Origin of the sequence: Coprococcus sp. AF38-1, from assembly GCF_003603945.1 — a bacterium.
In the GTDB taxonomy this organism is placed as follows: domain Bacteria; phylum Bacillota; class Clostridia; order Lachnospirales; family Lachnospiraceae; genus Coprococcus; species Coprococcus aceti.
Window position 1 is genome coordinate 127,468 of sequence record NZ_QVGO01000007.1, and the last position, 24,734, is coordinate 152,201.

Annotated in this window: 21 protein-coding genes and 2 tRNA genes; 4 read left to right on the forward strand and 19 right to left on the reverse strand. The window is 42.6% G+C overall.

Annotated features, from left to right (window positions below):
- Nucleotides 1-110 precede the first annotated feature (110 nt).
- Entirely contained in the window at nt 111-1,937 is a 1,827-nt protein-coding gene (typA, locus tag DW025_RS11635; RefSeq protein WP_022215896.1) for a translational GTPase TypA, read from the forward strand.
- A gap of 191 nt (nt 1,938-2,128) precedes the next feature.
- Here typA and DW025_RS11640 read toward each other — a convergent pair whose 3' ends face one another.
- The 3 genes from DW025_RS11640 to DW025_RS11650 all read right to left on the reverse strand — a co-directional run bounded on the left by DW025_RS11640 (nt 2,129) and on the right by DW025_RS11650 (nt 4,458).
- Entirely contained in the window at nt 2,129-3,505 is a 1,377-nt protein-coding gene (locus tag DW025_RS11640; protein WP_120000030.1) for an ABC transporter permease, read from the reverse strand.
- Nucleotides 3,506-3,518: 13 nt separating this feature from the next.
- Nucleotides 3,519-3,890, reverse strand: a complete 372-nt coding sequence (locus DW025_RS11645; RefSeq protein ID WP_120000031.1) for a hypothetical protein — start codon at nt 3,888-3,890, stop codon at nt 3,519-3,521.
- A gap of 208 nt (nt 3,891-4,098) precedes the next feature.
- Entirely contained in the window at nt 4,099-4,458 is a 360-nt protein-coding gene (locus DW025_RS11650) for a helix-turn-helix transcriptional regulator (RefSeq protein ID WP_022215893.1), read from the reverse strand.
- 221 nt (nt 4,459-4,679) lie between these two features.
- Between DW025_RS11650 and DW025_RS11655 the strand changes: the two genes are divergently transcribed.
- From DW025_RS11655 to DW025_RS11665, 3 genes are read left to right on the forward strand one after another with little or no spacing between them, the layout of a single operon-like run.
- Nucleotides 4,680-5,354 carry a response regulator transcription factor gene (locus tag DW025_RS11655; RefSeq protein ID WP_022215892.1) on the forward strand — a complete coding sequence of 225 codons (675 nt, stop codon included), beginning with the start codon at nt 4,680-4,682 and terminating at the stop codon, nt 5,352-5,354.
- The gene (locus tag DW025_RS11660; protein WP_120000033.1) at nt 5,342-6,664 is read left to right on the forward strand and encodes a HAMP domain-containing sensor histidine kinase; all 1,323 of its coding nucleotides are present in this window, start codon (nt 5,342-5,344) and stop codon (nt 6,662-6,664) included. Before DW025_RS11655 ends, DW025_RS11660 begins: the two co-directional genes overlap by 13 nt.
- Before the next feature lie 56 nt (nt 6,665-6,720).
- A complete protein-coding gene (locus DW025_RS11665; protein ID WP_118018180.1) occupies nt 6,721-7,236 on the forward strand; it encodes an immunoglobulin-like domain-containing protein in 516 nt (171 codons plus the stop codon).
- Nucleotides 7,237-7,379: 143 nt separating this feature from the next.
- Here DW025_RS11665 and DW025_RS11670 read toward each other — a convergent pair whose 3' ends face one another.
- The 16 genes from DW025_RS11670 to DW025_RS11745 form a co-directional block, all read right to left on the reverse strand.
- A complete protein-coding gene (locus tag DW025_RS11670; RefSeq protein WP_120000035.1) occupies nt 7,380-8,264 on the reverse strand; it encodes a hypothetical protein in 885 nt (294 codons plus the stop codon).
- A 122-nt stretch (nt 8,265-8,386) separates the two neighbouring features.
- Nucleotides 8,387-8,602, reverse strand: coding sequence for a hypothetical protein (locus DW025_RS11675; RefSeq protein WP_055146976.1), 216 nt, complete (start codon nt 8,600-8,602; stop codon nt 8,387-8,389).
- A gap of 296 nt (nt 8,603-8,898) precedes the next feature.
- The gene (aspS, locus tag DW025_RS11680) at nt 8,899-10,650 is read right to left on the reverse strand and encodes an aspartate--tRNA ligase (RefSeq protein WP_120000037.1); all 1,752 of its coding nucleotides are present in this window, start codon (nt 10,648-10,650) and stop codon (nt 8,899-8,901) included.
- Nucleotides 10,651-11,211: 561 nt separating this feature from the next.
- Nucleotides 11,212-11,574: a YccF domain-containing protein gene (locus DW025_RS11685; protein WP_117549311.1), complete on the reverse strand. Its 363-nt coding sequence runs from the start codon at nt 11,572-11,574 to the stop codon at nt 11,212-11,214.
- A gap of 11 nt (nt 11,575-11,585) precedes the next feature.
- Entirely contained in the window at nt 11,586-12,554 is a 969-nt protein-coding gene (locus DW025_RS11690; RefSeq protein ID WP_118649959.1) for a tRNA dihydrouridine synthase, read from the reverse strand.
- A gap of 126 nt (nt 12,555-12,680) precedes the next feature.
- On the reverse strand, nt 12,681-14,102 hold the full coding sequence (locus DW025_RS11695) for a sodium-dependent transporter (protein ID WP_055280491.1): 1,422 nt from the start codon (nt 14,100-14,102) through the stop codon (nt 12,681-12,683).
- A gap of 23 nt (nt 14,103-14,125) precedes the next feature.
- Entirely contained in the window at nt 14,126-14,977 is an 852-nt protein-coding gene (locus DW025_RS11700; protein ID WP_120000038.1) for a PHP-associated domain-containing protein, read from the reverse strand.
- A 38-nt stretch (nt 14,978-15,015) separates the two neighbouring features.
- Nucleotides 15,016-16,056, reverse strand: coding sequence for a signal peptidase I (lepB, locus tag DW025_RS11705; protein ID WP_120000040.1), 1,041 nt, complete (start codon nt 16,054-16,056; stop codon nt 15,016-15,018).
- 132 nt (nt 16,057-16,188) lie between these two features.
- Entirely contained in the window at nt 16,189-17,640 is a 1,452-nt protein-coding gene (gene guaB / locus DW025_RS11710) for an IMP dehydrogenase (RefSeq protein WP_117549321.1), read from the reverse strand.
- A 151-nt stretch (nt 17,641-17,791) separates the two neighbouring features.
- Nucleotides 17,792-19,927 (reverse strand): LTA synthase family protein, encoded by a 2,136-nt coding sequence (locus DW025_RS11715; protein ID WP_120000042.1) that lies wholly within the window; start codon nt 19,925-19,927, stop codon nt 17,792-17,794.
- Between the two features lie 174 nt (nt 19,928-20,101).
- A tRNA-Gly gene (locus tag DW025_RS11720) sits at nt 20,102-20,173 on the reverse strand.
- Nucleotides 20,174-20,271: 98 nt separating this feature from the next.
- Nucleotides 20,272-20,343: transfer RNA gene (locus DW025_RS11725), tRNA-Gly, on the reverse strand.
- A 99-nt stretch (nt 20,344-20,442) separates the two neighbouring features.
- Nucleotides 20,443-20,799, reverse strand: coding sequence for a heavy-metal-associated domain-containing protein (locus DW025_RS11730; protein WP_117549325.1), 357 nt, complete (start codon nt 20,797-20,799; stop codon nt 20,443-20,445).
- A 21-nt stretch (nt 20,800-20,820) separates the two neighbouring features.
- Nucleotides 20,821-21,303, reverse strand: a complete 483-nt coding sequence (locus tag DW025_RS11735) for a transcriptional repressor (protein WP_117549327.1) — start codon at nt 21,301-21,303, stop codon at nt 20,821-20,823.
- A gap of 135 nt (nt 21,304-21,438) precedes the next feature.
- Nucleotides 21,439-23,892, reverse strand: coding sequence for a sensor histidine kinase (locus DW025_RS11740; RefSeq protein ID WP_120000044.1), 2,454 nt, complete (start codon nt 23,890-23,892; stop codon nt 21,439-21,441).
- On the reverse strand, nt 23,892-24,581 hold the full coding sequence (locus tag DW025_RS11745; RefSeq protein ID WP_117549467.1) for a response regulator transcription factor: 690 nt from the start codon (nt 24,579-24,581) through the stop codon (nt 23,892-23,894). The genes DW025_RS11740 and DW025_RS11745 overlap by 1 nt, the downstream gene beginning before the upstream one ends.
- Nucleotides 24,582-24,734 lie beyond the last annotated feature (153 nt).

Sequence of the window (24,734 nt, forward strand, 5' to 3'; positions counted from 1 at the left end):
CTCATTTTTACAACATTTTTGTACATTATAATTATTGCATTGGTTTTTTCACTATGCTAGAATGTTAACCGTTGTAAAGTAGACTAAATTTGAAAGAAAGAGTGAAAATTATGAAGATAACAAGAGATGATATCAGAAATGTGGCTATCATCGCCCACGTTGACCACGGTAAAACAACACTTGTAGACGAGCTCTTAAAGCAGAGCGGTGTGTTCCGTGACAATCAGGAGGTCGCTGAGCGTGTCATGGATTCCAACGATATCGAGCGTGAAAGAGGAATCACTATCCTCTCCAAGAATACTGCCGTAACATATGGAAGCACCAAGATCAACATCATTGATACTCCGGGTCATGCAGACTTCGGCGGTGAGGTTGAGCGAGTTCTTAAGATGGTAAACGGAGTAATCCTCGTTGTTGATGCATTTGAGGGTCCTATGCCACAGACCAAGTTCGTTCTGAAGAAAGCTCTTGAGCTTAATCTTGCAGTTATCGTATGTGTAAATAAATGTGATCGTCCGGAGGCACGCCCTGATGAGGTCGTTGACGAAGTTCTTGAGCTTCTCATCGAGCTTGATGCAAATGAAGATCAGCTTGACTGTCCATTTGTATTTGCTTCTGCCAAGTCCGGTTATGCAACACTTGACTCATCCGAGCCAGGCACAGACATGAAGCCTCTGTTCGACACTATAATTGATTACATTCCTGCTCCTACAGGCGATCCTGAGGCAGGTGTACAGATGCTTGTCAGCACAATCGACTACAACGAGTACGTTGGACGTATCGGTGTCGGCAAGGTCGACAATGGTGTCCTCAAGGTAAATGAGGATCTTGTCATAGTAAATGAGCATGACCCGGACAAGCTGGAGAGGGTTCGTATCGGAAAGCTTTTCGAGTATGAGGGTCTTAACAAGATAGAGGTTAAGGAAGCACAGATAGGTTCTATCGTTGCTGTTTCAGGCATCGCAGATGTACAGATAGGTGATACTCTCTGCTCCCCTGAGAATCCTGACCCAATTCCTTTCCAGAAGATTTCTGAGCCAACCATCGCCATGACATTCATGGTAAATGACTCTCCTCTCGCAGGCAAGGAAGGTAAGTTCGTAACATCAAGACATCTTCGTGAGAGACTTTTCAGAGAGCTGAACACAGATGTCAGCCTCCGAGTTGAGGAGACTGACACAACTGAGGCTTTCAAGGTTTCAGGCCGTGGTGAGCTTCACCTGTCAGTCCTCATCGAGAACATGAGACGTGAAGGTTATGAATTTGCAGTAAGTAAGGCTGAGGTTATCTACAAGGAAGATGAGCTCGGACATAAGCTTGAGCCATTTGAGATCGCTTATATAGATGTTCCTGACGAATTTGCAGGTACTATCATCAACATGCTGAACCAGAGAAAGGGTGAGCTTCAGGGAATGGCTCCTACAGGAAATGGAACCACAAGACTTGAGTTCTCTGTTCCATCCCGTGGACTTATCGGATTCCGTGGTGACTTCATGACAGCTACCAAGGGTACAGGTATCATCAACACAACATTTGACGAGTATCTTCCATACAAGGGTGACATGAGCTACCGTTCAAAGGGATCACTCATCGCATTCGAGTCAGGTACTTCGATCACATATGGTCTTTTCAACGCACAGGAGCGTGGAACACTGTTCATCGGACCTGGTGAGCAGGTTTACGCCGGTATGGTTGTAGGTGAGAATCCTCGTGCTGAGGACATGGAGGTCAATGTCTGCAAGAAGAAGCAGCTTACCAACACACGTTCTTCAGGATCAGATGATGCTCTCAAGCTTTCACCTCCAAAGGTGATGAGTCTTGAGCAGGCTCTTGACTTCATCGACACTGATGAGCTTCTGGAGATCACACCAAAGTCATTCAGAATCCGTAAGAAGATTCTTGACCATACTCTCCGTTACAGAGCCAATAGGAAGTAGGACGAAAACGGACGAAAAGTCCTTTGAGATAATGAAGCCCGTACCCTGTAATGATATGTTCCATCACACTCGACTTTCTGAACTAACGATGGCCCCACACCCTTACAGGGTACGAGCTAATTTACTTTCTTATAGGGCTTTTTTGTATCTTTCTGGCTTTTTCTTTATGTTTGCGATAATTTTGTGACCTTTTACCTCCTTGTCACGGCGTCTATTGGTCTTAGTTTTGAGGCCCATCTTGCTGGGAAATAGCCTGCTGCCACTCCGAGGATCACGGAGCCGAGGACTCCGGTCAGTGCAAGCCACCATGGGATCATGGCTATCTGGGTTCCTTTTGCAAGGTTGAACATGGAGACGGCGGCTTTATTCACCACTATTCTCACTCCGTAGGAGGATAATACTCCGAGGACGCCTCCGACAAGTCCTATCACTGCGGCCTCAATGAGGAACAGAAGTCTGAGCTCGTCTATGTCGCAGCCGAGGACCTTCAATATACCGATCTCGTTTACCCGGTCGAATACAGAGGTCGTCATGGTGTTGCTTATTCCTATGACAGCCACAATAAGTGCTATCATTCCGATTCCGCCGAGAAGAAGCTGTATCATCTTGAGGTACTTCTGTATCGTGTCCAGATATTCCTTGGAATTCTCTGTCTGATACCCCATGTCCTGAAGCTTTTTTACCATCGCATCGACGTTATTTATATCATCTACGATCACCACCGCTGATGTGTAGACAAATTCACGGTAGCTGTTGCCATTGCCATCCACCGGCTGACCGTACAGCTTGCCATCGGCGCTGACCTTTCTGAGCAGGCTTTTCAGTGAATCCATATCACAGTATATCGTCTGAGACTTCTCGCTGTAGCTGTCAGAGATGTCCAGCGATTCGTCAGACTCTTCATCCTGAACTGCGCTGTCATAAGAAGTGTCAGCAGAAGCATTGTCAGAGCTGTTATCCGTATCTCCATCAGATAAAACCCCGGCGAGCTTCAGTTTGAATATCCTGTCACTTTCACCGCTCCATCCGACGGTCGTGTCAAATCTCTTTCTGACAAGGGACGCAATACTCTTATTCTCTCTCTTCTCGTAACTGTCAAATATCTTTTGATTGAAGAACATTTTGCCCACACTGCTGCCCGAGATCAGTTCAGGTGTCCCATGTGAAGAATTGCTGTTTTCCCCATAGGCCAGACTCCAGCCATCAAGCTCATTTCCCGGCACACCCACAAGATTGCCAAAGTATTCATACTCCCCATACTTCATACTCACAGGAACCTCATACAGAGGATAACAACCATCCACATTTGCAAGATCTGTCAATGTAGATATCGTTCTGTCCGTTATCATTCGATCCTTATGCTTACTTCCGGTCTCACTGTATATCGTTATCTGGTTGACACTTCCACTTGCAACCGCAGAATCTATCATCTCGTTCTTGACTCCGATTCCCACAGCCAGAAGTGCTACAACCGATATAACACCTATCATCACGCCGAGAACGGTGAGAAATGTTCTGATCTTTCTTCTCTTCATATTCATAAGACACAAATGCCATATCCACCCCATACAATCTATCTCCTTATAAACTCTCTCCCCGTGACCGGAATCTAAAATTCATCAAGAATCTCCTTTTTCTCCTGTGCTTTCTTATTGCACATATACATAACAGAGCTATCACTATAACCACAGCAATTACACCATATAACACCTTTTTACCACTGCTTTTTGTGCTGTCCTTTATCTTCTCTACATTGTCATACACCGGAGATTCCACAGTCGCCTTGAAATTCCCCTCAATCGTCGTCTCATTCCCCTCTTTGTCCTCATATGTAACTATCACCTTTGACATATCACCGCTCGCAGCAGTCGTCACCACGGCATTCGTGAGGATATCTATGCTTCCGCTCTTTCCAGACTCTATATTGCCTATATACGTCTCAATCTCCTCCATACTTCCCAACAAGCAATTTTCAACCGACGCACCGCAGGACGGGAGGGCGAAAATACGGAAAAGGGTACTCTTTTCCTATGCTTGCTAAGAAAGTTTTTTCCTCACTTATCACTACAACGGAACTCCCAGTATGCCAAAAAGCGCAAAAGAAAAACGCCGCAATTCTGCGGCGCTTCATTCACTTTATGCAGACAAAAACGAGGGAACTTTATTCCCCCGTCCTGTCATTGTTGGCTTCCTCTATGCCTTTTGCAGTAGCAGACATGATTTTTAAGTCTGTTTCGCTCATTGTGTCAAGCATGGTATCGAGCTGACGGCGGCGTGTGGACTTCTCTTGTTCCCGTTCCGGGAAAAAGAACTGGTCTACTGATACGTCAAGCAGGGTTACAAGCTCATATAAAATCTGTAAACTTGGGTGCTGCCCGCTGTTTTCAATGGACGCGATATACCTGGGCGCAATATTCAGTGTGTCGGCTAACTGATTGCGTGATATTCCCTTTGCTTTTCTTGCTGCTTTAATGGCTTGCCCGAAAGCCTTAAAATCATACTTCACTTTATCCTGCTTCATATTTTTCACCCTATTACATTTTACTGTTCCTCTTTTCTTTGAGATATGATTACACATATCATAGTATTGATGGCAATAGAGCATAAAACATGCAGAGTAAGGTTGCTACAACTCATATTGCCATATATAATATCTAATGACATCGAAAATTAAAGAAATTGATTAGAAATAGATTTTTGTTTGATAATCTTAAATCAGATATTCACAATGGAGGCATATTTATGGCGCAGAGTATTTTAATTGTAGACGATGAAAAAGAAATTGTATCAATGCTGTATTGCTATTTCAGCAAACTTGGATATACGGTATATACTGCAACAGCAGGAAATGCTGCATTAAAAGAAGTAGAAAAAAAACCTGACATTATTTTGTTAGACGTTAATATGCCAGATATTGATGGATTTACTGTTTGTGAAAGAATACGGGATTATGTTTCATGCCCTATAATTTTTTTAACAGCACGCATTGAAGATAGTGATAAAATAAAAGGATTTTCTATTGGCGCAGACGACTATGTAATAAAACCATTTTCTGTTGATGAATTAGAAGCTCGCATTGCAGCACATCTTCGCAGAGAAAAAAGACACAATACATCTTCAAAGGTGCAATTTGATGAAGATATGGTTATAGATTATTCCTCACGTATTGTGTTTTATCATAATAAGGATATGGCTTTTACCAAAAAGGAATTTGATATAATATCTTTCCTTTCACAAAACAAAGGAATTGTTTTTGACCGGGAAACTATTTATGAAAAAGTTTGGGGATTAGACGGCATTGGTGATAATACAGTTGTTACAGAACATATCAGACGTATTAGGGCAAAATTTTTATCTTTAGGCGATAGACCTTACATTGAAACTGTTTGGGGGTGCGGATATAAATGGAAAAATTAAAGAGAAGCAGATGGTTCAATCGGTTAAATAGCATGAGTATTAGGATGTCCTTTGTTCTTTATGCTTTGTTTTCGTTGTTGATTGGAATAATTATTTGTATACTTTTAATTTCAATGGTTGACAAATACAGAATAAATTTGAACTATAAGTATGAAAATATGTCAACAAGGTATGATATACCGGAAAATGGTTCATTTACCGCCGCTTATAGTAATGACCAAACAAAATACACAATATTTGATACGAAAGGAAACGAGATATGCAAGTTCAATGTTGATTATCAAAAAGAACGCCCAGTACACGAATATGTCTATCCGAACCATGTTTCATATATCGAAGTTTCACCTAATTTTACAAACCGGGATAGGCTTATTGACAGTGTTTTAGGTTCATTAAATGTTGCAATTATTCCTATCGTATTATCTATTAATATGATATGTTGTGTAACATTTTTTTATAAAAAAAAAATATCGAAACCTATTAAGCTATTAACTAATGCGTATCATAAAATTGAAGCAAATGACTTAGATTTTACGTTATCATATCCATTAAATGATGAAATGGGAAAACTCTGTCATGCCTTTGAAAAAATGAAAGACTGTTTGGCGAAAAATAATGAAACTATGTTTCGACAATTTGCTGAACAGCGCCGTCTAAACGCTGCTTTTTCACATGACTTACGCACTCCTTTGACTTTACTAAAGGGTCATGCTACTATGCTGCTTTCCTTTATTCCCAAAGGCTTAGTATCACAAGAAGAAATATTAGATGAAATATCAGTAATGTCAAAAAATGTTTCACGTCTTGAAAAATATGTAAATGCTATGACGAACTTATATAGGTTAGAGGATATTGATATTCCACGGCAACAGATTACATTTCATGCACTTATTGATAATTTTAATAACACAGCAGAAGCACTTTGTTATGACAAACATTTTTCAATTACTACAAGCGGTGATAATATAACCTTGTTTATCAATTTAAATACAGTCATGCAGATTTATGAAAATTTACTCTCTAATAGTATTAGATACGCAAAAAGTGATATTGCTATTAGCGCAGTAATAGAGAATAATAATTTAGTTATATCTGTTTCAGATGATGGTTGCGGGTTTAAAAATATTAATATTGAAAAAGCGACATTACCATTTTATAAATCATCGAAAGATATATCTACTGAACATTTGGGATTAGGGCTGAATATTAGTAAGATTTTAAGTGAAAGACATGGCGGAAATATCCAAATTGCTAATAACGAAGCAGGGGGAGCATGTGTTACAGTAAAAATAAATTGCAATGAAAGTTGATTGAAAATAGACATTTTATTGCTATTATAAATTTAAAAGAAAGGAGATAAGGACAAATGAAAAAAATAATATGTATGTTTCTAAACTTATCGTTATTGGTGTGTATTGTTGGGTGCAGTCAAGCAAAGGACAGTGATAACCATGTAGTACAAGATTATTCCGAAGAATATGAGGTTTCTCCTTATGGAAGTGAAGAAGCACTTGACACTTTGGGTGATTTGAAGATTTCAATGAGTACAGAAAAGGATTTAGATTTGAAGCACCTTTCATTTCTAATAGAAAATACTTCTGATAAAGAATACCGATATTCACCAAATTATTTTGAAATAGAAGCTGAACAATCCGGCACTTGGTATCAACTTAAACAGCTTGATGACCCCTCAAAGAGCAATGAAAAGGATTGTTTTATTAATCCTAACGAACGATTAACATTAGAAATTGATGTTAAAAGTTTTTATGGAGAATTGCCTGCTGGACACTATCGTTTGATTAAACAATTTGCGTTCTTTGAAAGTGAAAGAGATTGGGATTACGATACATATAATTTATCTTGCGAATTTACGATAAGGTAAAAATTCTCTACTTCATAAGCATGAAATAAAAAAAACGCTTATGAAGTAGAAAGTTCGACTCAGAACTTTTGAAAAGATAGTCAAAAATTACTTTGTGATTTCAGAATAAACATCATAGACTTTTCACACATGTTTTCTTTTTTCTACATCTCTTCGTTTATGATAACACTCTTTATACCTGAGACACTGTTAAGTGCGTTCAGTATACCCGTTACCGCCATGTTGCTATTTTCTTCTGATACGCCGCCAAGATCAAGGTATATCATTATCTGGTCTTCGCCCTTATATATATCAATATACCCCATATAGTTTTCTTCATCACCATTTTGTGAAGAATAATCCGCCATCACCTGCTGGATCTCATCTACCTTCTCATCTGTGACACCGCCATCAATATGCACACTATACAAAAAGCTCTCTCCGTCAAATCCTGCAACATGTGCCTCGTAGTTCAGGTCAAGCTGATCTATCCCCAATATACTGTCAAAGTCGAATTCTCCGTCTTCTCCAAATCCATATTCTCCATAATTTTCTGCCATAGCATCATCCATATTATCTGCCATTTCACTATTCCCCTCTATCTCATTCTCTTTCTCTGCAACCTCCGTCTCATCCTGTTCTTCCGCTGCAGCATCCTCAGGACTTCTCTCAAACCTCGCATATCCGCTGTCATATTTCAGATAAATGACATTCTTCTCAGTTGTGCTGATATATATTTCCTGTCCAGCTTCAAGATCCACGCCTGCTGCCGCAAAATTCTCTGCAGGATAGTCTTTGCTGTCGACCTTTTTTATCGTTCCCGCGATCTCGTATCCTTCCGGCAATTTCTCATCTCTTCCGGTTGCATTGTAATAATAGATGTGTCCATCATACATGACCTGTGGCTGCTCTATTATTCCGCTCTCCACACCGGTCGAGGTCTCCGCACCATTTGTTTCTGAAACATTTCCACCTGAATTTCCACAGGCCGTACACGCCATAATGGAGAGCATCGCAGCAACTATAAATATTTCTTTTCGTATCCCCATATAAATTTCCCCTTTTTAATTCTTATTTATTGATGTAATGTAAACCAACTAACTGTATGTCCATATTAACATGGCTTTTCCAGCTCTGCAACATACTTATTATTAAAGTTGTCACCATACGCTTACTTCCGTCCATCCATATTCTCATCCCGAACATATCTCGCATTGAACTCCATATTTATCTCACGAAGCTCTTTCTTCCCGTCAATATAATCCTGGTACATCTCTGTGATACCACACATACAGCCATCACAGTAAGCGTCAATATTCCCCAGAGAATCAGCGACTATCTGCTCTCGTTCTTCCCTAGTTGTGTCCTTTATAAGAAAACCTGCCATCGTCAAAAGCCTCCTCTTACAATTCTCATAAAAACAATTAAAACCGGTTTTATACACAAGTACATGTCAAAAAAACAGGCACTTGTAGTTCTTGATACATAAGATATGAAACATATATACAAACGATAATGAAAGTGACTGATCTTCAGCGCTTACTGCTGCTGCGAAGACCGCACCGCTCTTATCGCGGTTTTCGCAGCATGCAAATGTAAGCAAGCTGAAGTGAAGGTAACTGAATGTGTTTGTATATATGTTTTCATATCCATATCTCGAACTACAAGTGCCGTCCGGCCTTTTTACTGTCTGACCTTAATGTGAACCTCACGGAGCTGCTGCTCTGTAACCTCGCCAGGTGCTCCGCACATAAGATCCTGTGCATTTCCATTCATTGGGAATGGGATGACCTCTCTGATATTCTCCTCGTTTCTGAGAAGCATGATCATTCTGTCCACACCAGGAGCCATACCTGCATGAGGTGGTGCTCCGAACTGGAATGCATTGTAGAGTGCTCCGAACTTCTCCTTCAGATCATCCTCTGTGTATCCTGCGATCTCAAATGCCTTGACCATGATCTTCATGTCGTGGTTTCTTACAGCGCCTGATGAAAGCTCGATACCGTTGCAGACGATGTCGTACTGGTAAGCCAGGATATCAAGTGGATCCTTCTCATTTAACGCCTCAAGTCCGCCCTGTGGCATTGAGAACGGATTGTGAGTGAAGATGATCTTCTTGCTCTCCTTGTCATACTCGTACATTGGGAAGTCATTTATATAACAGAAACGGAATGCGTTCCTCTCGTTGATGTCAAGTCTGTTGCCAAGCTCAATTCTGATCTGTCCTGCAAATGACGCTGCAAGCTCCTCCACGTCTGCGATGAAGAAAATAGTATCTCCAGGCTGAAGGCCTGCAAGCTCTGCGATCTCACCCTTCATATCATCAGGAATGAACTTGTCGATAGGTCCCTTGTATGACATATCCTCAAGGATCTCTAGGTATCCAAGACCGCCCATGCCGATGCTCTGTGCAAACTTGAGCATCTTCTCATGCTGTCCCTTTGAAAGTTTCTTGTGTACATTGATGGCACGCACTGTCTTGCCATGGAATGGCTTGAATGTACATCTCTGGAAGAAGTCTGTGAGGTCTATTATTCTGAGTGGGTTTCTGAGGTCAGGCTTATCTGTACCGAACTCAAGCATAGCCTGCTTGTAGCTGATGATAGGATATGGAGCCTGTGTAACCACTGCGCCCTCAGGTGCAAACTTCTCAAATGTTGCTGAGAGGACTTCCTCTCCAACCTTAAATACATCCTCCTGTGTTGCAAAGCTCATCTCAAAGTCAAGCTGGTAGAACTCACCAGGTGAACGATCTGCTCTCGCATCCTCATCTCTGAAACAAGGAGCAATCTGGAAGTACTTGTCAAATCCTGATACCATGAGGAGCTGCTTGTACTGCTGTGGTGCCTGTGGAAGTGCATAGAACTTGCCCTTGAACTTTCTTGATGGCACGATGTAATCTCTTGCACCCTCAGGTGATGATGCGCAGAGGATAGGTGTCTGGATCTCAAGGAATCCCATCTCAGTCATCTTCTGACGAAGGTAGCTGATGACCTGGCTTCTGAAAATCATGTTGTCCTTAACCTTCTTGTTTCTGAGGTCAAGATATCTGTACTTGAGTCTCACATCCTCACGTGTCTCCTTGGATGTCTGGATCTCAAATGGAATCTGCTTATATACCTTGCCAAGTATCTCTACAGTCTTTGCCTCAAGCTCAATAGTACCTGTAGGGATCTTAGGATTGTATGTCTCCTCATCTCTGTGCTCAACGATACCCTCGATTGATACACAATCCTCCTTTGTTATTCCGTCAAGCAGGGATGTGTCTCTCATTACTACCTGGAGCACGCCATACATATCACGAAGATCGATAAATGATACTCCACCGTGGTCACGGATATTCTCTACCCATCCGGCAACCTTAAGTGTCTTTCCCACATCGCCCTCAGTGATCTCGTTCATTGTTCTGTTACGATAAATGTTCTCGATTGTCATCTGTTCTCTCCTTTTCTTTACTATTTGCCTGTGGCTTTATGTCCACTTTGGCTTTTTCAGGATTACGCACTGGCTGTTATTTCTCTTGCAAATAGAAAAAGCTTATGTTCATCCTGAATCAGATGCACATATACATATGCAAATATTCAGGACGAACATAAGCTCTCTCAAACTACCTGTCGGTTACTTGTCTGCTTTAATGTCCGCGGTACCACCTGATTTACCGTTACACGATCTTCGTATATTCAAAGCATCGCGTCCCAGTCCCTCTCAGTCACCTTGCTCATGACCTCTCTGCGTATCGTGCAGCTACGGCTCCCCTACTCGACATAAAACACGTATCCCGCTATGGGCTATATCTTTCAGCTTGCGGCTGGTAAAGTGTTATTCACATATATTCACTCCGCCGGACTCCCACCACCACCGGCTCTCTGTGGGCGATAATCTATGCTACTTCTCTTCGTCATTGCCTTATATATGGCGTCAGCACATATCTGACGCCACATTATTATATTCTAGTGATTCAAGTTCTGTCAACTATATTTATGTATATTTCCACCATCATCCCACAATCTCTGCACCAAAAGGCATGAGCGCCAGCTTGGCGATCTTAAAGAACTGAAGCCCAAATGGAATTCCGACTATCGTTATGCAAAGCAGCAGCCCCAGGCAGGCATTCTCTACCGCCATAGGTATTCCGCAGCAGAGCAGCCATATGATATTCGCGATCAGCGAGCCAGCCCCGCCTCCATACACTATCTCTTTTCCAAATGGAAAAAATGCAAGTCCTGCAAACTTAAAGCACTGCATCCCAATCGGAATCCCTATTATCGTTATACAGCACAGCACCCCGCTTGCCCCCCACGAAAGTCCGCTCAATATTCCGCCACATAAAAACCATATACAATTTCCAAGACATCCCATGATATCATCTCCTATCTGCACAGTGCAGCCAGCATCCTGACTGCCGCCTCATACTCACCATTATCTCTAGTCTTCCGGATCTTCTTAAGAGCCCTCTCAGCTCCCTCCACATCATAAAACAGCCTCGACCAGTAAGCCCACAGCTCCTTCATCTTGAACATCGTGTTGCCCCTGCCCACATCCGACTCACAGTAATTCCTGTAAAGTTCATCGTGGAATATGAAAAATCTGTTCCAGTCATATGTACTGTCGCCACACTCTTCTTTTATCCGCTCCGCCAGACAAGGATCAGCTATTATCCCCCTGCCTATCATAACCTTACTTATATCAGGAAAATCGCCCGTGAACCTGTCATAATCCACCACACTGTTTATATCTCCGTTGTAGCACACTGTGTCTGGTCTTCCATATGAAGCCACACCTTCGGCAAACACTTCCATGTTTGGCGTATTCTTGTAGAAATCCGTCTGTATTCTCGGATGTATGATCAGCTCACTTATCGGATACTTCTTATATATTTCTATGATATCCTCAAACTCCACAGAACTGTCTCTTCCTATTCTGGTCTTTATAGACACATCCATCACGTCGGCGGCAAATACTTCATATAAGAAATTGTCAAGTCTCTCTGTATCATACAGTAGACCCGAGCCTTTATACTTCGTTACTACAGTTTTTGACGGACAGCCGAGATTGATATTCACCTCGTTATATCCAAGCTCCTTCAGGAACTTTGCAGCCTTCACAAATCCCTCGCCACTGTTGGTCAGAAGCTGCGGCACCACATTTATCCCCTGATTGTTTTCCGGCAGCACATCCCTTAGTTCCCTGTTTCTGAGAGGACGTCCTTTCGCCGGGGCAATGAACGGCATAAAGTATTTGTCAACGCCGCCGAAATATTTGTGATGTACATTTCTGTATATGTATCCTGTTATCCCCTCCATCGGGGCAAGATATATCAAATCATCCCTGTTGTTCATCCATCATTCTCCCATTAAATCCGTAAACCCGGTATAAATATCCTGCAATGACATTCCTTATGACAAAAATATAGAGGCCTTCATCACTCACATGACAAACGCCTCTACATTATAAACTATATTGTTCTATTTGAACAGATTTGTAACAAACTGTACAAAGTCAATTCCAAATGACTGGAGAAGCAGCAATGCAAGCAGTATTGGTGCCACAAACTTTACCATGACAATATAGAGCTTCTTTCTTCCAAACTTCTCGCCATTTCTTGTAACCTCGTCTATAACCGTCTTAGGCTTCACTACCCAGCCGATAAGTATACATGACAGGATAGCCACAAGCGGCATGAAGATGTTGTTACTCAGGTAATCCATCACATCGAGGATCTGGGCTGTAGCTCCATTTGGAAGCTTGAGCTCAAAGTACCATATGTTGTAACCGAAACATACGACCAACATTCCGACAACCGCATATACAGTTGTTATGACCGCACTCTTCTTTCTCGTGAGATGGAACTTATCCATAAGTCCTGACACTATCGCTTCCATGACCGATACTGAGGATGTGATCGCCGCAAATGTAACCATGATGAAGAACAGGGCTCCGATGACTGTTCCGACCTTACCCATGGCATTGAATACCTTTGGCAGAGATATGAACATAAGTCCAGGGCCCGCTGACATGCCTTCCGTTCCAGAGAACACATACACCGCAGGGACTATCATCAGACCAGCAAGGAAAGCCACTGCCGTGTCAAATATCTCTATCTGATTGATCGACTTCATAAGGTTAACATCCTTCTTAACATATGAGCCATACGCAACCATGATACCCATAGCGACACTTATCGAGAAGAAGAGCTGTCCCATGGCATCCATTACAACCATGAATATATCCCTGAATGTCATTCCCTTAAAATCAGGAATCAAATATACCTTCAGTCCATCAATTCCTGTTCTGATCGTACCATCATCACCGGTATGCTTGATCGTCAGTGAATAGATCGAAATTCCAATTATAAGAATTACCAATATCGGCATGAGCACCTTGCTAAACTTCTCTATTCCCTTTTCAACACCACAGAATACGACAACGCCTGTGGCCGTAAGGAATATAAGTGCAAATACTATAGGCGCAGTCTGGGCTGTTATAAAACCGGTGAAATAACCGTCACCAGTGGCAGCCTCTGTCTGACCTGTAAAATATGCTGTCATATACTTCAGAACCCATCCTCCGATAGTACAGTAATATGGAAGGATTATGACCGGTACGATCCACGCCAGACCGCCAAGCCATTTCCACTTCTTATGTATAAGACCATAAGCTGTGAGCGGTCCCTGCCGAGTCTTTCTTCCTATTGCAATATCTGTTGTGAGCAGTGTGAATCCAAATGTAAGCGCAAGTATTATATACACAAGTATAAACACACCACCGTTGTCCTTTGCCGCAAGATATGGGAACCTCCATATATTACCAAGTCCTACCGCACTTCCCGCTGCTGCCATAACAAAGCCCAGCGTCCCCGTAAAATTACTTCTTTCCTTCTTATTCATAATCGCCCTTTCTGTTTTTGCTTTTATTTTTTGCTATCCAGTCCCCTGTCTGAACAGTTACTTTTCATTTTTGCCTTCAGTTTTGCCGATGCCGCAAAGTATGCGCGACATCTCGCAGGATAATTTCGGAATGCGCCATATATATTGTATAAATAAAATCCATACGTCAGGAATTTGCCGGCAGGTCCTATCTTGTCCTTCAAGGTCTTCGGGTATCTCTTTCCGCCAACCTCGGGATGATTGCCGTCATTTATATAATTTATCAGATCATCCTCCGAATGTATATAATCCGGAAGATATGTACCTGCAAGTCCGACACAGTTCTCCTTATGGGCATCGCTTCCACCAAAAACAGGTATATCATAGTATGACGCAAGCCTTCTGGCCATCTTATTCCTCTTGGCTGATTCACAGCAATTATATCCCTCTATGAAGTCAAAATGCTGTGCATATAGTCTGTGCTCTATCATGCCAAGCCTTCTCGTGCTGCCAAAGCTCATGAACTTCTCGCCAAATGGATGAGCTGGGCCAAGTATACCGCCGCACTCGTGCACAAGCCATATCACCCTGATAAGCGCCATGCCCCTGTGTTCAAACAGGTCGTACACCTCCTCAGGTGTATCTGATGGCAGTACGATGAGGAAATGTCCATAGTCAAACGTATCATACTCAATACCTCTGAGCACAGCGAAATCCTTCACCTTATCTTTCTGCCTTAAGTACGCTTTGTATCCGGAATATGAATCATGGTCTGTGACCAGCATTCCGTGAAAACCACGCTGCTTTAACAGATCAATATAATCAAGAATCTTTACTTTGGCATCGGGTGATCCCTCAGCCGTATGACAATGCATGTCAAATCTTACTCTGTTCATGTGACCATCTCCTCTGATTATCCATCATGACATACAATCTAATACTCTGCTCCGTTTCCAAGCCATGTTATCTGTGAAAATGGGAAATACACAAATTCTGCTTTGGCAAGTATCTTGTCACGCTTCACATAGGTATTCTCCCAAAGTCTGGCATCCGCTGAGTTTGGTCTGTTGTCTCCCAGCATAAAGTAACAGTCCTCAGGAACCTGATACGGTCCAAACGATCTTACGTCAGTCCTTGCCTCATCACTCAGATAATCCTCCTTGAGCGGAGTATCACTTTCATTTATATATACCTTACCATCTATGATCTCCACGGTCTCACCCGGCAGTCCTATGATTCTCTTGATATATACCTGGGACTCATCGTCCGGCCACTTGAATATGGCTATATCGCCACGCTCAGGATCAGAGAACTTATATGTAAGCCTGCTTCCTATTATGTTGTCTCCAAGCTGTATTGTCTCAAGCATGGAACCAGTAGGTACATTACAGTTTAATATCACAAATCGTCCCAGCAGAAATGCCAGTACGGCGGCCACAACTACTATCACTATACAATCAATCACATCCTGCTTATAATCACGTTTTATATCTCTGCGCCTTATCCTCATCTGATGCCAGACGACACCGCCATGCTCAGATTCACTCACGCCCTCATCCGCAAAACCAAATTGTTCGTAGAATGGGATCATGTTCTCTTTACATGTGAGGACGACTCCGTCGAGTTTACATTTGACCGTCTCCTGAAGAACCTCATGCATTATCTTCGCCGCATATCCATTGTGCTGATAGTCCGGCAGAGTTGACACGCCGAATATCATAAGCCAGCGACCCTTCTTGTCGTAGAAGTCCTCGCCCGTATACATGGCATCGCTCAAATCCTTCTCATTAGTAGTAATACCATTTATACCTGCTATTATTCGCCCGTCCTTCTTGAGCACCCAGAAAGTTTCTCTGTGCGCCTTCAGTCTTCGCTCTATAGACTCCCGGCTTGCTGCCTCAGCCTCAGGAAATGTCTCCTGCTCAAGCATCACAAGCTGGTCAAGATCTTTTTTACCTGGATTGTTTACCTTCATAAATATCCAAACACCTCTTTTCTAAGACACCCATTCTTCATTATCTCACATAACAGAACGGTGTCAAGAAAAAAGGATGCATATCTGACAGATATGCATCCTCTTATCTGAAATCATCTATGCAAATTTCTATTACTCTACACTGTAGTTAGGAGCTTCCTTTGTGATATGGATATCATGTGGATGGCTCTCCTTGAGTGAAGCTGCTGAAATCTTGACGAACTCTGCCTTCTCATGAAGCTCTGCAATGTTCTTTGCTCCGCAGTAACCCATACCTGAACGAAGTCCACCGATGAGCTGGAATACTGTATCCTCAAGTGATCCCTTGTATGCCACACGGCCCTCAACGCCCTCTGGGACAAGCTTTCTTGCGTTCTCCTGGAAGTATCTGTCCTTAGAACCATTCTCCATGGCTGCTATAGATCCCATACCTCTGTATACCTTGTACTTACGTCCCTGATAAAGCTCGAAATCACCAGGAGCCTCATCTGTACCTGCGAACAGACTTCCCATCATACATACGTTGGCACCTGCTGCCAGAGCCTTTGTGATATCTCCTGAATACTTGATACCGCCATCTGCGATAACAGGGATTCCGGCATTCATAGCTGCATCATATGCCTGCATGATAGCTGTGATCTGTGGTACACCGATACCTGCAACAACTCTTGTTGTACAGATAGAACCAGGTCCGATACCGATCTTGACTGCATCTACACCCATGTCGATCATAGCCTGTGCGCCTGATCTTGTTGCAACGTTACCGGCAATAACCTGAAGGTCAGGATACTTCTCCTTAACCATCTTGAAAGTTCTCAGAACGTTGGCTGAATGTCCATGTGCTGTATCTATAACTATCGCATCAACCTTTGCTGATACGAGCTCTGCAACTCTGTCGAGGATGTTGGCTGTACATCCTACTGCTGCTGCACAGAGAAGTCTGCCCTGTGCGTCATGTGCTGAATATGGGTACTTGATCTGCTTCTCAATATCCTTGATCGTGATGAGTCCCTTCAGGTGGAAATCGTCATCAACGATAGGAAGCTTCTCCTTACGAGCCTTTCCAAGGATCTCTCTAGCCTCGTCAAGTGTGATTCCCTCCTTTGCTGTAACAAGACCCTCAGATGTCATTGACTCCTTGATCTTCTTGGTGTAGTCCTTCTCAAACTTCAGGTCACGGTTGGTTATGATTCCAACAAGCTTGCCATCCTCTGTGATAGGTACACCTGAGATTCTGAACTTGCTCATAAGCTCGTCAGCATCTGCCAGTGTATGCTCTGGAGATAAGTAAAATGGATCTGATATTACACCGTTCTCTGAACGCTTTACCTTGTCAACTTCCTCTGCCTGCTTCTCTATGGACATGTTCTTGTGGATAACTCCGATACCACCCTGACGAGCCATGGCAATAGCCATTCTGTGCTCTGTAACTGTGTCCATACCGGCACTCATAAGAGGAATGTTCAACTTAATCTTCTGTGTCAGCTGTGTTGTAAGGTCAACGTCATTTGGTAATACCTCAGAATAAGCAGGTACCAATAAAACGTCATCAAATGTAATTCCTTCGCCAATAATCTTACCCATTTTCTTCTCTCTCTTTCTGTAAAATATTTAATAAGAGCATTGTGCTCATTATGTACGTCAATTAGCCTTAATAGAGAAAACACATCACCCAACACTTATCGCGTTGGGTGATGTAACTTTTTAAACATGCTAACAAATTATATAGTTCTTGTCAAGGCAGTTCTTCCGTCTCCGTGGTCACATTTGTCTCTGTGTCCTCCGGATCTTCAGGATCTCCCTTATATACATAAGTGTCTTCCACTCCGAAATCTATACTGTCGTCTCCGACCTGCGCCACGGATATCTCCTTGCCCGCCTCAAACGAGTCCTCATATGGAAGAAACAGCGTATCTCTATCTATATAGATAGTCTCCTTCAAAAAGGCATCATCTATCCACACAAATGTACATTCATTGAAGTTGCTTCCGTGGATATAATATCCATTCATAGGCTGTGGCTCCTCAGCACTCTCGCCGTCCCCGGAACCATCATTTGCCGTGAAATCCGCTTCTTCATCAACCGGTGGCACATACACGCCCTTTGTGATCTCCGAGATCCTGATCTTGCTTATGCCGTATTTCATATTCGTCGGCTCATATGGCCATCCATCAGGATACATGTATCTCTGTCCATAAAGCATATCATACTCAATGTTCTCGAGATCATCATCATAGTTTGCATCGCCCGGCTTGTACTTTGACTGGAACTTCTGCACATAGCTCTTCTCAAATCCCAGCATATCAAACACCTTTGTGCTGAGCTGATATGCCTCTATATCCTCATCCTCAACCGGGAAGTTCTTCATATTGCTCCAGACAAAATACTCTGTCTGGTAAAGGTCTCCGTTGGTTATATCGTCCTCTGTGATCTCAAATCCAGGAAGATGGTCTCCATACATAACGAGAACGACCGGCTCATCGTACGCCGTAAGTCTGTCTATAAGCTTGCCAATGAAATCGTCCATCTCGTGGAGCTGGTTACAGTAATATGTCCACTGTGTATCAAGACTCTCATCGCCTGTGCCGGCAACCTTTATAGGGTAACTGTAATTCTCCTCGTCAAGCTCTGATGGGTATCTTCCATGTCCCTGTACGCTGACGGTGAATATGAAATCCCGTCCAGTGGTGGAGTACAGAGTCTTCATGATCTCACCGGTAAGGACATTGTCCTTCTCCCAGTTCTTCTGAGTATGCTCCAGATTGTACATATACTCCATCGGGGTAAATGTATCAAATCCCATGTTTTTATACACCTTGTATCTGTCATAGAATGTACCATCGTGATTGTGCATGGCATGTGTTGAATAACCATCAAGCTTCAGCTGTGTCGCCATGCTCTCTATGGTCTGCTTGCCAAGTATGGTCTTATATGGATACTCACCTGCACCGAAATATGCCACGTTAAATCCCGTGAGCACCTCAAATTCCGAATTGGCTGTACCTGCACCGATCGCCGGCATCGTCAGGAATCCTGATGTACATTCCTCCTTCAGCTTTGTGAAATTCGGAATAGGATTCTCATTGAACGTGAGGCATTTTACATATGACGGATCCATGAATGACTCAAGCTGTACAAATATAACGTTTGGCTTGTCCTTGCCATGCTTTGAATCCGTTGTGCCAACACTGTCCAGATCATCCTTTATCTCAAGCATCTTATCCTCGCTGTAATCACTCGGCTGTCCTATACCTACATCGACCACACTGTTTGAGAAACAGTATACAAATCCATAATTGTTGTATGCCGTTGCAAGGTTTGCAAAATTATCTGATATAGTCTGTGCATTGAGCGCGATCTTGGTGAAGAGCATTACACAGAAGAATGTCGCAACTATAAACACAGTCGTTCTCGTTCTATATATATTGCCCGTAACCGTCGGCGATTTTATGAACAGAACTATGATGGCTGCCAACGCAACGAACAGAAGCGCAGCTATGAGCACGATCTGCCATACATTAAAATATTTGTCTATGATAGTTATCGTATTCCTCGCCATAAGCATATCGATAGCTGAAAATGGCGTTATTCTGAATCCCAGAACTATGCAGTTCGTGATTCCAAGTATCAGCCATGCAAACGATATAACGCAGTATCCGAATATTCTCTTTCTCATGAGCAGCGAAAGTGTCAGCGTAAAGAAAATGATCGAACAGTTATACAGAAATATGAGCGGCTGATTCCACACATACGATATCGCCTTAAACAGCGAATGTCTTCCAAGAGCTTCCAGAACAACGTCCAGAACAATTGCAAGAACCAGACAGATAAAAACTGCTGAATGATGAAAATTCTTAAGTCTCTCTTTCATAATTTAATCATTACCTCGTAAAAATTATACTTTTTCTGATATTCAACGATTGTGATTGATTATATCACTACATGTCATTTATTCAATAGTAAAAATGTTTAAATTTTATTACCAATCGCTTCTGAGGGCAAAAAAAAATCAGGATTGAATCCTGAGTGTGAATTAATATAAAAGAGCGCGAGACGGGAATCGAACCCGCGACCCTCTCCTTGGCAAGGAGATGCTCCACCGCTGAGCCACTCGCGCTTATCTGCTGTGCTACCAACAACAATATGGATAATATCACACCGCCAGCAAACTGTCAACAACTTTTTTAAAATTTTAGCAACATGGAAATTATCCAGAGCGCGAGACGGGAATCGAACCCGCGACCCTCTCCTTGGCAAGGAGATGCTCCACCGCTGAGCCACTCGCGCTTATCTGTTGTGTTTTCAACAACAATATGGATAATACCACATCTTATTCGAATTGCCAACAATTTTTTGAAAATTTTTTACAATTTTTTATTCAAGACTTTATCCTATACCGGTTACTGAGTATCCACACTTCTCTACACAGCTCTTAAGCTCATCATCAGATACTTCTCTTCCGAGCTTAACGATAGCCTGCTTCTTCTTGAGGTCGACTTTTGCGTTCACCTGGCTCAGACTGTTCAGTGCATTCTGTACACGATCTGAACAGTTGCTGCAGTGCATTCCCTCTATGTAAATAGTCTTCACGGCGACAACATCCTTTATCTTGTCACCCTTGACCTTGACGGAACCACCGCCGCCACAGCAGCCTCCTTCTCCTTTAAAGTGCTTTGTAGAACTGATAACTGCACCCACTACTATAAGCACCAGTATGCACACTACCAATATTGTTCCACCCATTGTAGATCATCTCCTTCGTTATTAACAACATGAGCCACAGCCACAAGGCTTTACATTGACACCTGTCACCATCTGATTCTCAATATATCCGCCAGCCATAAGTCCTGCACGGATTATCCTGTTCCACTCTTTGGCCGAAAGCTCAATGCTGGATGAATCATCAAGCTCAATGACACAGGCATCCTCTATACCACAGTTGGCACCACAGGCAACCTTATACATGTTTTTACGGTTGATGGCTCCTATATCCTCCAATGTATTCACCATTCTGTACACTGTAGCCGAGCCTATACGACTGTCCTGCTTGGTCGCCTTATAATAAATCTCCTTGCAGGAAGAACACTCTTCCCCGAGTATTATGTCAAGGAGTATCATTCTCTGTCTGGTTATCCTGCATCCCATTTCCCTGAGTCTGCTGATAACGATCTCTTTCTGCATCTCTGTACGCTGGATACCTGTATCATCTATACTCTTCTTGTCCGTCTCTAATCTTTCGTTAGTCATCATACACGCCTCCTTCTGATTGTTGATAATATTATCATCAAGGTTAGTATGCCCTAACTCAAATTAGTTGTCAATAACGTTTTGTGCTAAAATCTAATATTTTTTCATAATTCAACCTGCAGATCACACATTATTCTAACGATTGGTTTTCTTCTGCGGAGTTCCGCAGTCAAATGTTATAACTGCCTTGAACAGATCACCATCTATGCTCAATCTGAATTTTGCACCCATCAGTGTACACAGACTGTTTGCAATAGACAATCCCAGTCCGCTTCCCTCCGTATTTCTGGAGCTGTCTCCACGGACAAATCTCTCCATGAGCTCATCACTGGACACATTGAGCGGATCTCTGGATATATTCTTGAACTCAATCCTGGTCTTTCTGTCATCGATTATCACCGATGCATATACCCTTGTCCCCGGCATTGCATATTTGCTTATATTACACAGAAGATTATCAAATACTCTCCACAGATGCTGTCCATCAGCTCTTATGACTGCCGGCAACTCTGATCTTGTGAATACGACCTTAAGCCCGGCATTTGCAAGTTTATCCTCATATTCTGCAACAGCCTGCTCAAGCAGCATATTGGCATCTATCTCTGCCCAGTTTATCTGGATATTGCCAGTGGATGCCTTGGATGCCTCGACCAGATCCTCTATGAGTTTTTTCAATCTCGCAGACTGCCTTGAGAGAACTTCTATATATTCCTGTCTTGTCTTCTCATCCATATCGTCCTTCTGCAGCAGATCTACATAGTTGATTATGGAGGTAAGCGGGGTCTTTATATCGTGGGATACATTTGTTATGAGTTCTGTCTTCAAATGCTCGCTCTTCATTCTGGCCTCAACAGCCTTTGACATGCCGTCTCTTATCTGGTTGAGGTGTTCACCATGTGCGCGGAATACCCAGAACATTTTGCTTGTGTCCGCTTTCCTGTCCAGATTGCCCTCCGCCATCTCCTTTGCGCACTTGTATAACTCTTGTGTCTGTATGAGATATGCCACTATTCCGACTATGCACAGCCATTTTAAAATGATATAAATCACCACCCAAAGAAGGCCTCTCATGCTGCCTGCTGCCAGGATTGCCACAAAAATTATCTCTACTATAGTTATACCTATATAAGCCCATACGCCCTTCTGCGTCAGGGACATATGACTTTTCACATACCTGAAACAAGCTTTCGTCTTTCTTGCTATCCACTTCAGTGCGCGGATTATCAGACAGTCTGCAAAAAATGTTCCCGCCTTCACCTTAGCGACTATATTATTAAAGAAAAACAATGCCACAGAATATAGGCATGCCACCGGCACCAGAAACGCAATATACTGTATATTCTCTGATACAAATGTGTAATTCCTATACTGGTTCACACACATGGATGCAATACCGCTTTCAACGCAGATCCCTACTGCTGCTGCAACAGAGCATACTGCCATAGCCAGCACAAGCTCAGTCGGAGTCCTCTCAAATCTGCCGAGAGTTATCGTCTCCTTCCCTGTCTTTACGCCGGCGTTGACCATTGAAAATATTGACATGACGATGCACAGCAGCAACATGACTGCAAATCCTGCCAGTATCCCCTCGCTCTTCGTCCTCCATATTCCAATGTATTGAACCATTTCCGGATTTGACGCTTTGATGTTGTCTACAGCAGCCGCCACGTCCACATAGCATTTTCCCGTGATATTTATAAATGAATATGCATCATAGCTTAGCACAAGACAGTAGACCTTTCCAGATGAACTGCCAGAATCGTCTGCTTCATCAAGATACAGTTTTTCAACTGAGCTAGGATAATAATCGCCATACATGATATCCTGTTTGGTAATAGACTTGCCATCCGCTGTCAATACAGAATCTGTATCAGCCTCCACAGTATCACTTTCTTCATATTCTTCATTATAAATGTATTCGTCATAATATGGATCATAATTCCCCAGCAGAGCATTGATATACTGCTCGCCCTGTTCCATATCGCTCTGTTTGTCAAACACAATATATCTTTTAACAGGTACTTCTATCGTGCTATCATAATCATTTGTATATATATTATCGTCCAGCCGTGCATCATCGTTTATCAGCTTTATATTTCCGGTCGTTACTTTTATCTTTCCATTATTGATATTGACATTTGTATCATCACTGCAGGATGCCGTCAGCATATAGCCGATATCACCTCGTTCGCTCATATCCTCATACCGGTATGACGACTTGATCGCAGATGTTGTATCCGCATTGGTCAATCTCCGGAAAACATCATCCGCAGTTATAACCATATCTCCGTTATGATCAGCACTCACGAGCTGATTATATGTTGTAATGCTTTCCAGCTGCGACCTTGTATCCTGGATGTAAGCCTTCACCTTTTCGGTAAGCGCATCATTTGTGTCCTCCACATAATCGTTTACAAGTCTCTCATACGGCGTCGCGCCCTGATCATCATCACTGTACACTCCAAGGTAGCTTCCCTGCAGCACCAGACCGCCTGTATACAGCGTTCCATATGCCAGCACCGCCACAAGAATATATATTCCAAGTTTAAAGAACACATTTCCTCGTATCTTATAAATTGTTTTATCCACTATTGTCCCTCCATTCTATATCCTCTTCCCCAGATAACCTTTATGTATCTCGGATCAGATGGATTTATCTCTATCTTTTCTCTCAGGTGTCTTATATGAACCGCAACAGAGCCTTCCGCTCCCATCGGATCCTCCTTCCACACCGCCTTATATATCTCCTTCGTGGAAAATACCTTTCCCACATTTTGCATAAGAAGTTTCAGGATGTCATACTCCGTCGGGGTGAGGGGCATAAGTTCACCGTCAAGTGTGACCTGTTTGGATTTGTCGTCAAGTTCTATACCTCCGATAACCAGCTTATCCTTTGGTGTCTCTCCGCCTCCCAGCTGCATGTAACGCCTGAGCTGGGACTTTACCCTTGCCAGAAGTTCCACCGGATTAAATGGTTTTGTCACATAGTCATCTGCGCCGACCTCAAGTCCCAGCACCTTGTCGGTATCCTCACTCTTTGCCGTAAGCATGATAACCGGCACATTGCTGCTCTCTCTTATCTTTGCCATGGCTGTTATACCGTCCATCTGAGGCATCATGACGTCCATGAGTACAAGCTGTATGTCATTAGAATTTACCATATCAACTGCCTCCATACCATTGTAAGCTTTATACACCGAATACCCGGCTGTCTTAAGATATATCTCTATAGCTGATACTATATCTTTTTCATCGTCACATATTAATATATTGTACATTTTTCTTGTCCTCACCTTTTTCGTATTTATCCTTAGCTTACCACAATCACCTCCTGTTCTCAATTATCGCCATACTGCCATTAAGAAACAACCATTATAAAGTTTAAGATATCTTTAAGACTTGTCATTATTTGTGGTATACTTAGGAGGCGG

What these genes read in the sequence shown, in the direction of transcription:
- typA (WP_022215896.1), top strand. Translation starts at nt 111, where the DNA reads ATGAAGATAACAAGAGATGATATCAGAAATGTGGCTATCATCGCCCAC.
- DW025_RS11640 (WP_120000030.1), bottom strand. Translation starts at nt 3,505, where the DNA reads ATGGGGTGGATATGGCATTTGTGTCTTATGAATATGAAGAGAAGAAAG.
- DW025_RS11645 (WP_120000031.1), bottom strand. Translation starts at nt 3,890, where the DNA reads ATGGAGGAGATTGAGACGTATATAGGCAATATAGAGTCTGGAAAGAGC.
- DW025_RS11650 (WP_022215893.1), bottom strand. Translation starts at nt 4,458, where the DNA reads ATGAAGCAGGATAAAGTGAAGTATGATTTTAAGGCTTTCGGGCAAGCC.
- DW025_RS11655 (WP_022215892.1), top strand. Translation starts at nt 4,680, where the DNA reads ATGGCGCAGAGTATTTTAATTGTAGACGATGAAAAAGAAATTGTATCA.
- DW025_RS11660 (WP_120000033.1), top strand. Translation starts at nt 5,342, where the DNA reads ATGGAAAAATTAAAGAGAAGCAGATGGTTCAATCGGTTAAATAGCATG.
- DW025_RS11665 (WP_118018180.1), top strand. Translation starts at nt 6,721, where the DNA reads ATGAAAAAAATAATATGTATGTTTCTAAACTTATCGTTATTGGTGTGT.
- DW025_RS11670 (WP_120000035.1), bottom strand. Translation starts at nt 8,264, where the DNA reads ATGGGGATACGAAAAGAAATATTTATAGTTGCTGCGATGCTCTCCATT.
- DW025_RS11675 (WP_055146976.1), bottom strand. Translation starts at nt 8,602, where the DNA reads ATGGCAGGTTTTCTTATAAAGGACACAACTAGGGAAGAACGAGAGCAG.
- aspS (WP_120000037.1), bottom strand. Translation starts at nt 10,650, where the DNA reads ATGACAATCGAGAACATTTATCGTAACAGAACAATGAACGAGATCACT.
- DW025_RS11685 (WP_117549311.1), bottom strand. Translation starts at nt 11,574, where the DNA reads ATGGGATGTCTTGGAAATTGTATATGGTTTTTATGTGGCGGAATATTG.
- DW025_RS11690 (WP_118649959.1), bottom strand. Translation starts at nt 12,554, where the DNA reads ATGAACAACAGGGATGATTTGATATATCTTGCCCCGATGGAGGGGATA.
- DW025_RS11695 (WP_055280491.1), bottom strand. Translation starts at nt 14,102, where the DNA reads ATGAATAAGAAGGAAAGAAGTAATTTTACGGGGACGCTGGGCTTTGTT.
- DW025_RS11700 (WP_120000038.1), bottom strand. Translation starts at nt 14,977, where the DNA reads ATGAACAGAGTAAGATTTGACATGCATTGTCATACGGCTGAGGGATCA.
- lepB (WP_120000040.1), bottom strand. Translation starts at nt 16,056, where the DNA reads ATGAAGGTAAACAATCCAGGTAAAAAAGATCTTGACCAGCTTGTGATG.
- guaB (WP_117549321.1), bottom strand. Translation starts at nt 17,640, where the DNA reads ATGGGTAAGATTATTGGCGAAGGAATTACATTTGATGACGTTTTATTG.
- DW025_RS11715 (WP_120000042.1), bottom strand. Translation starts at nt 19,927, where the DNA reads ATGAAAGAGAGACTTAAGAATTTTCATCATTCAGCAGTTTTTATCTGT.
- DW025_RS11730 (WP_117549325.1), bottom strand. Translation starts at nt 20,799, where the DNA reads ATGGGTGGAACAATATTGGTAGTGTGCATACTGGTGCTTATAGTAGTG.
- DW025_RS11735 (WP_117549327.1), bottom strand. Translation starts at nt 21,303, where the DNA reads ATGACTAACGAAAGATTAGAGACGGACAAGAAGAGTATAGATGATACA.
- DW025_RS11745 (WP_117549467.1), bottom strand. Translation starts at nt 24,581, where the DNA reads ATGTACAATATATTAATATGTGACGATGAAAAAGATATAGTATCAGCT.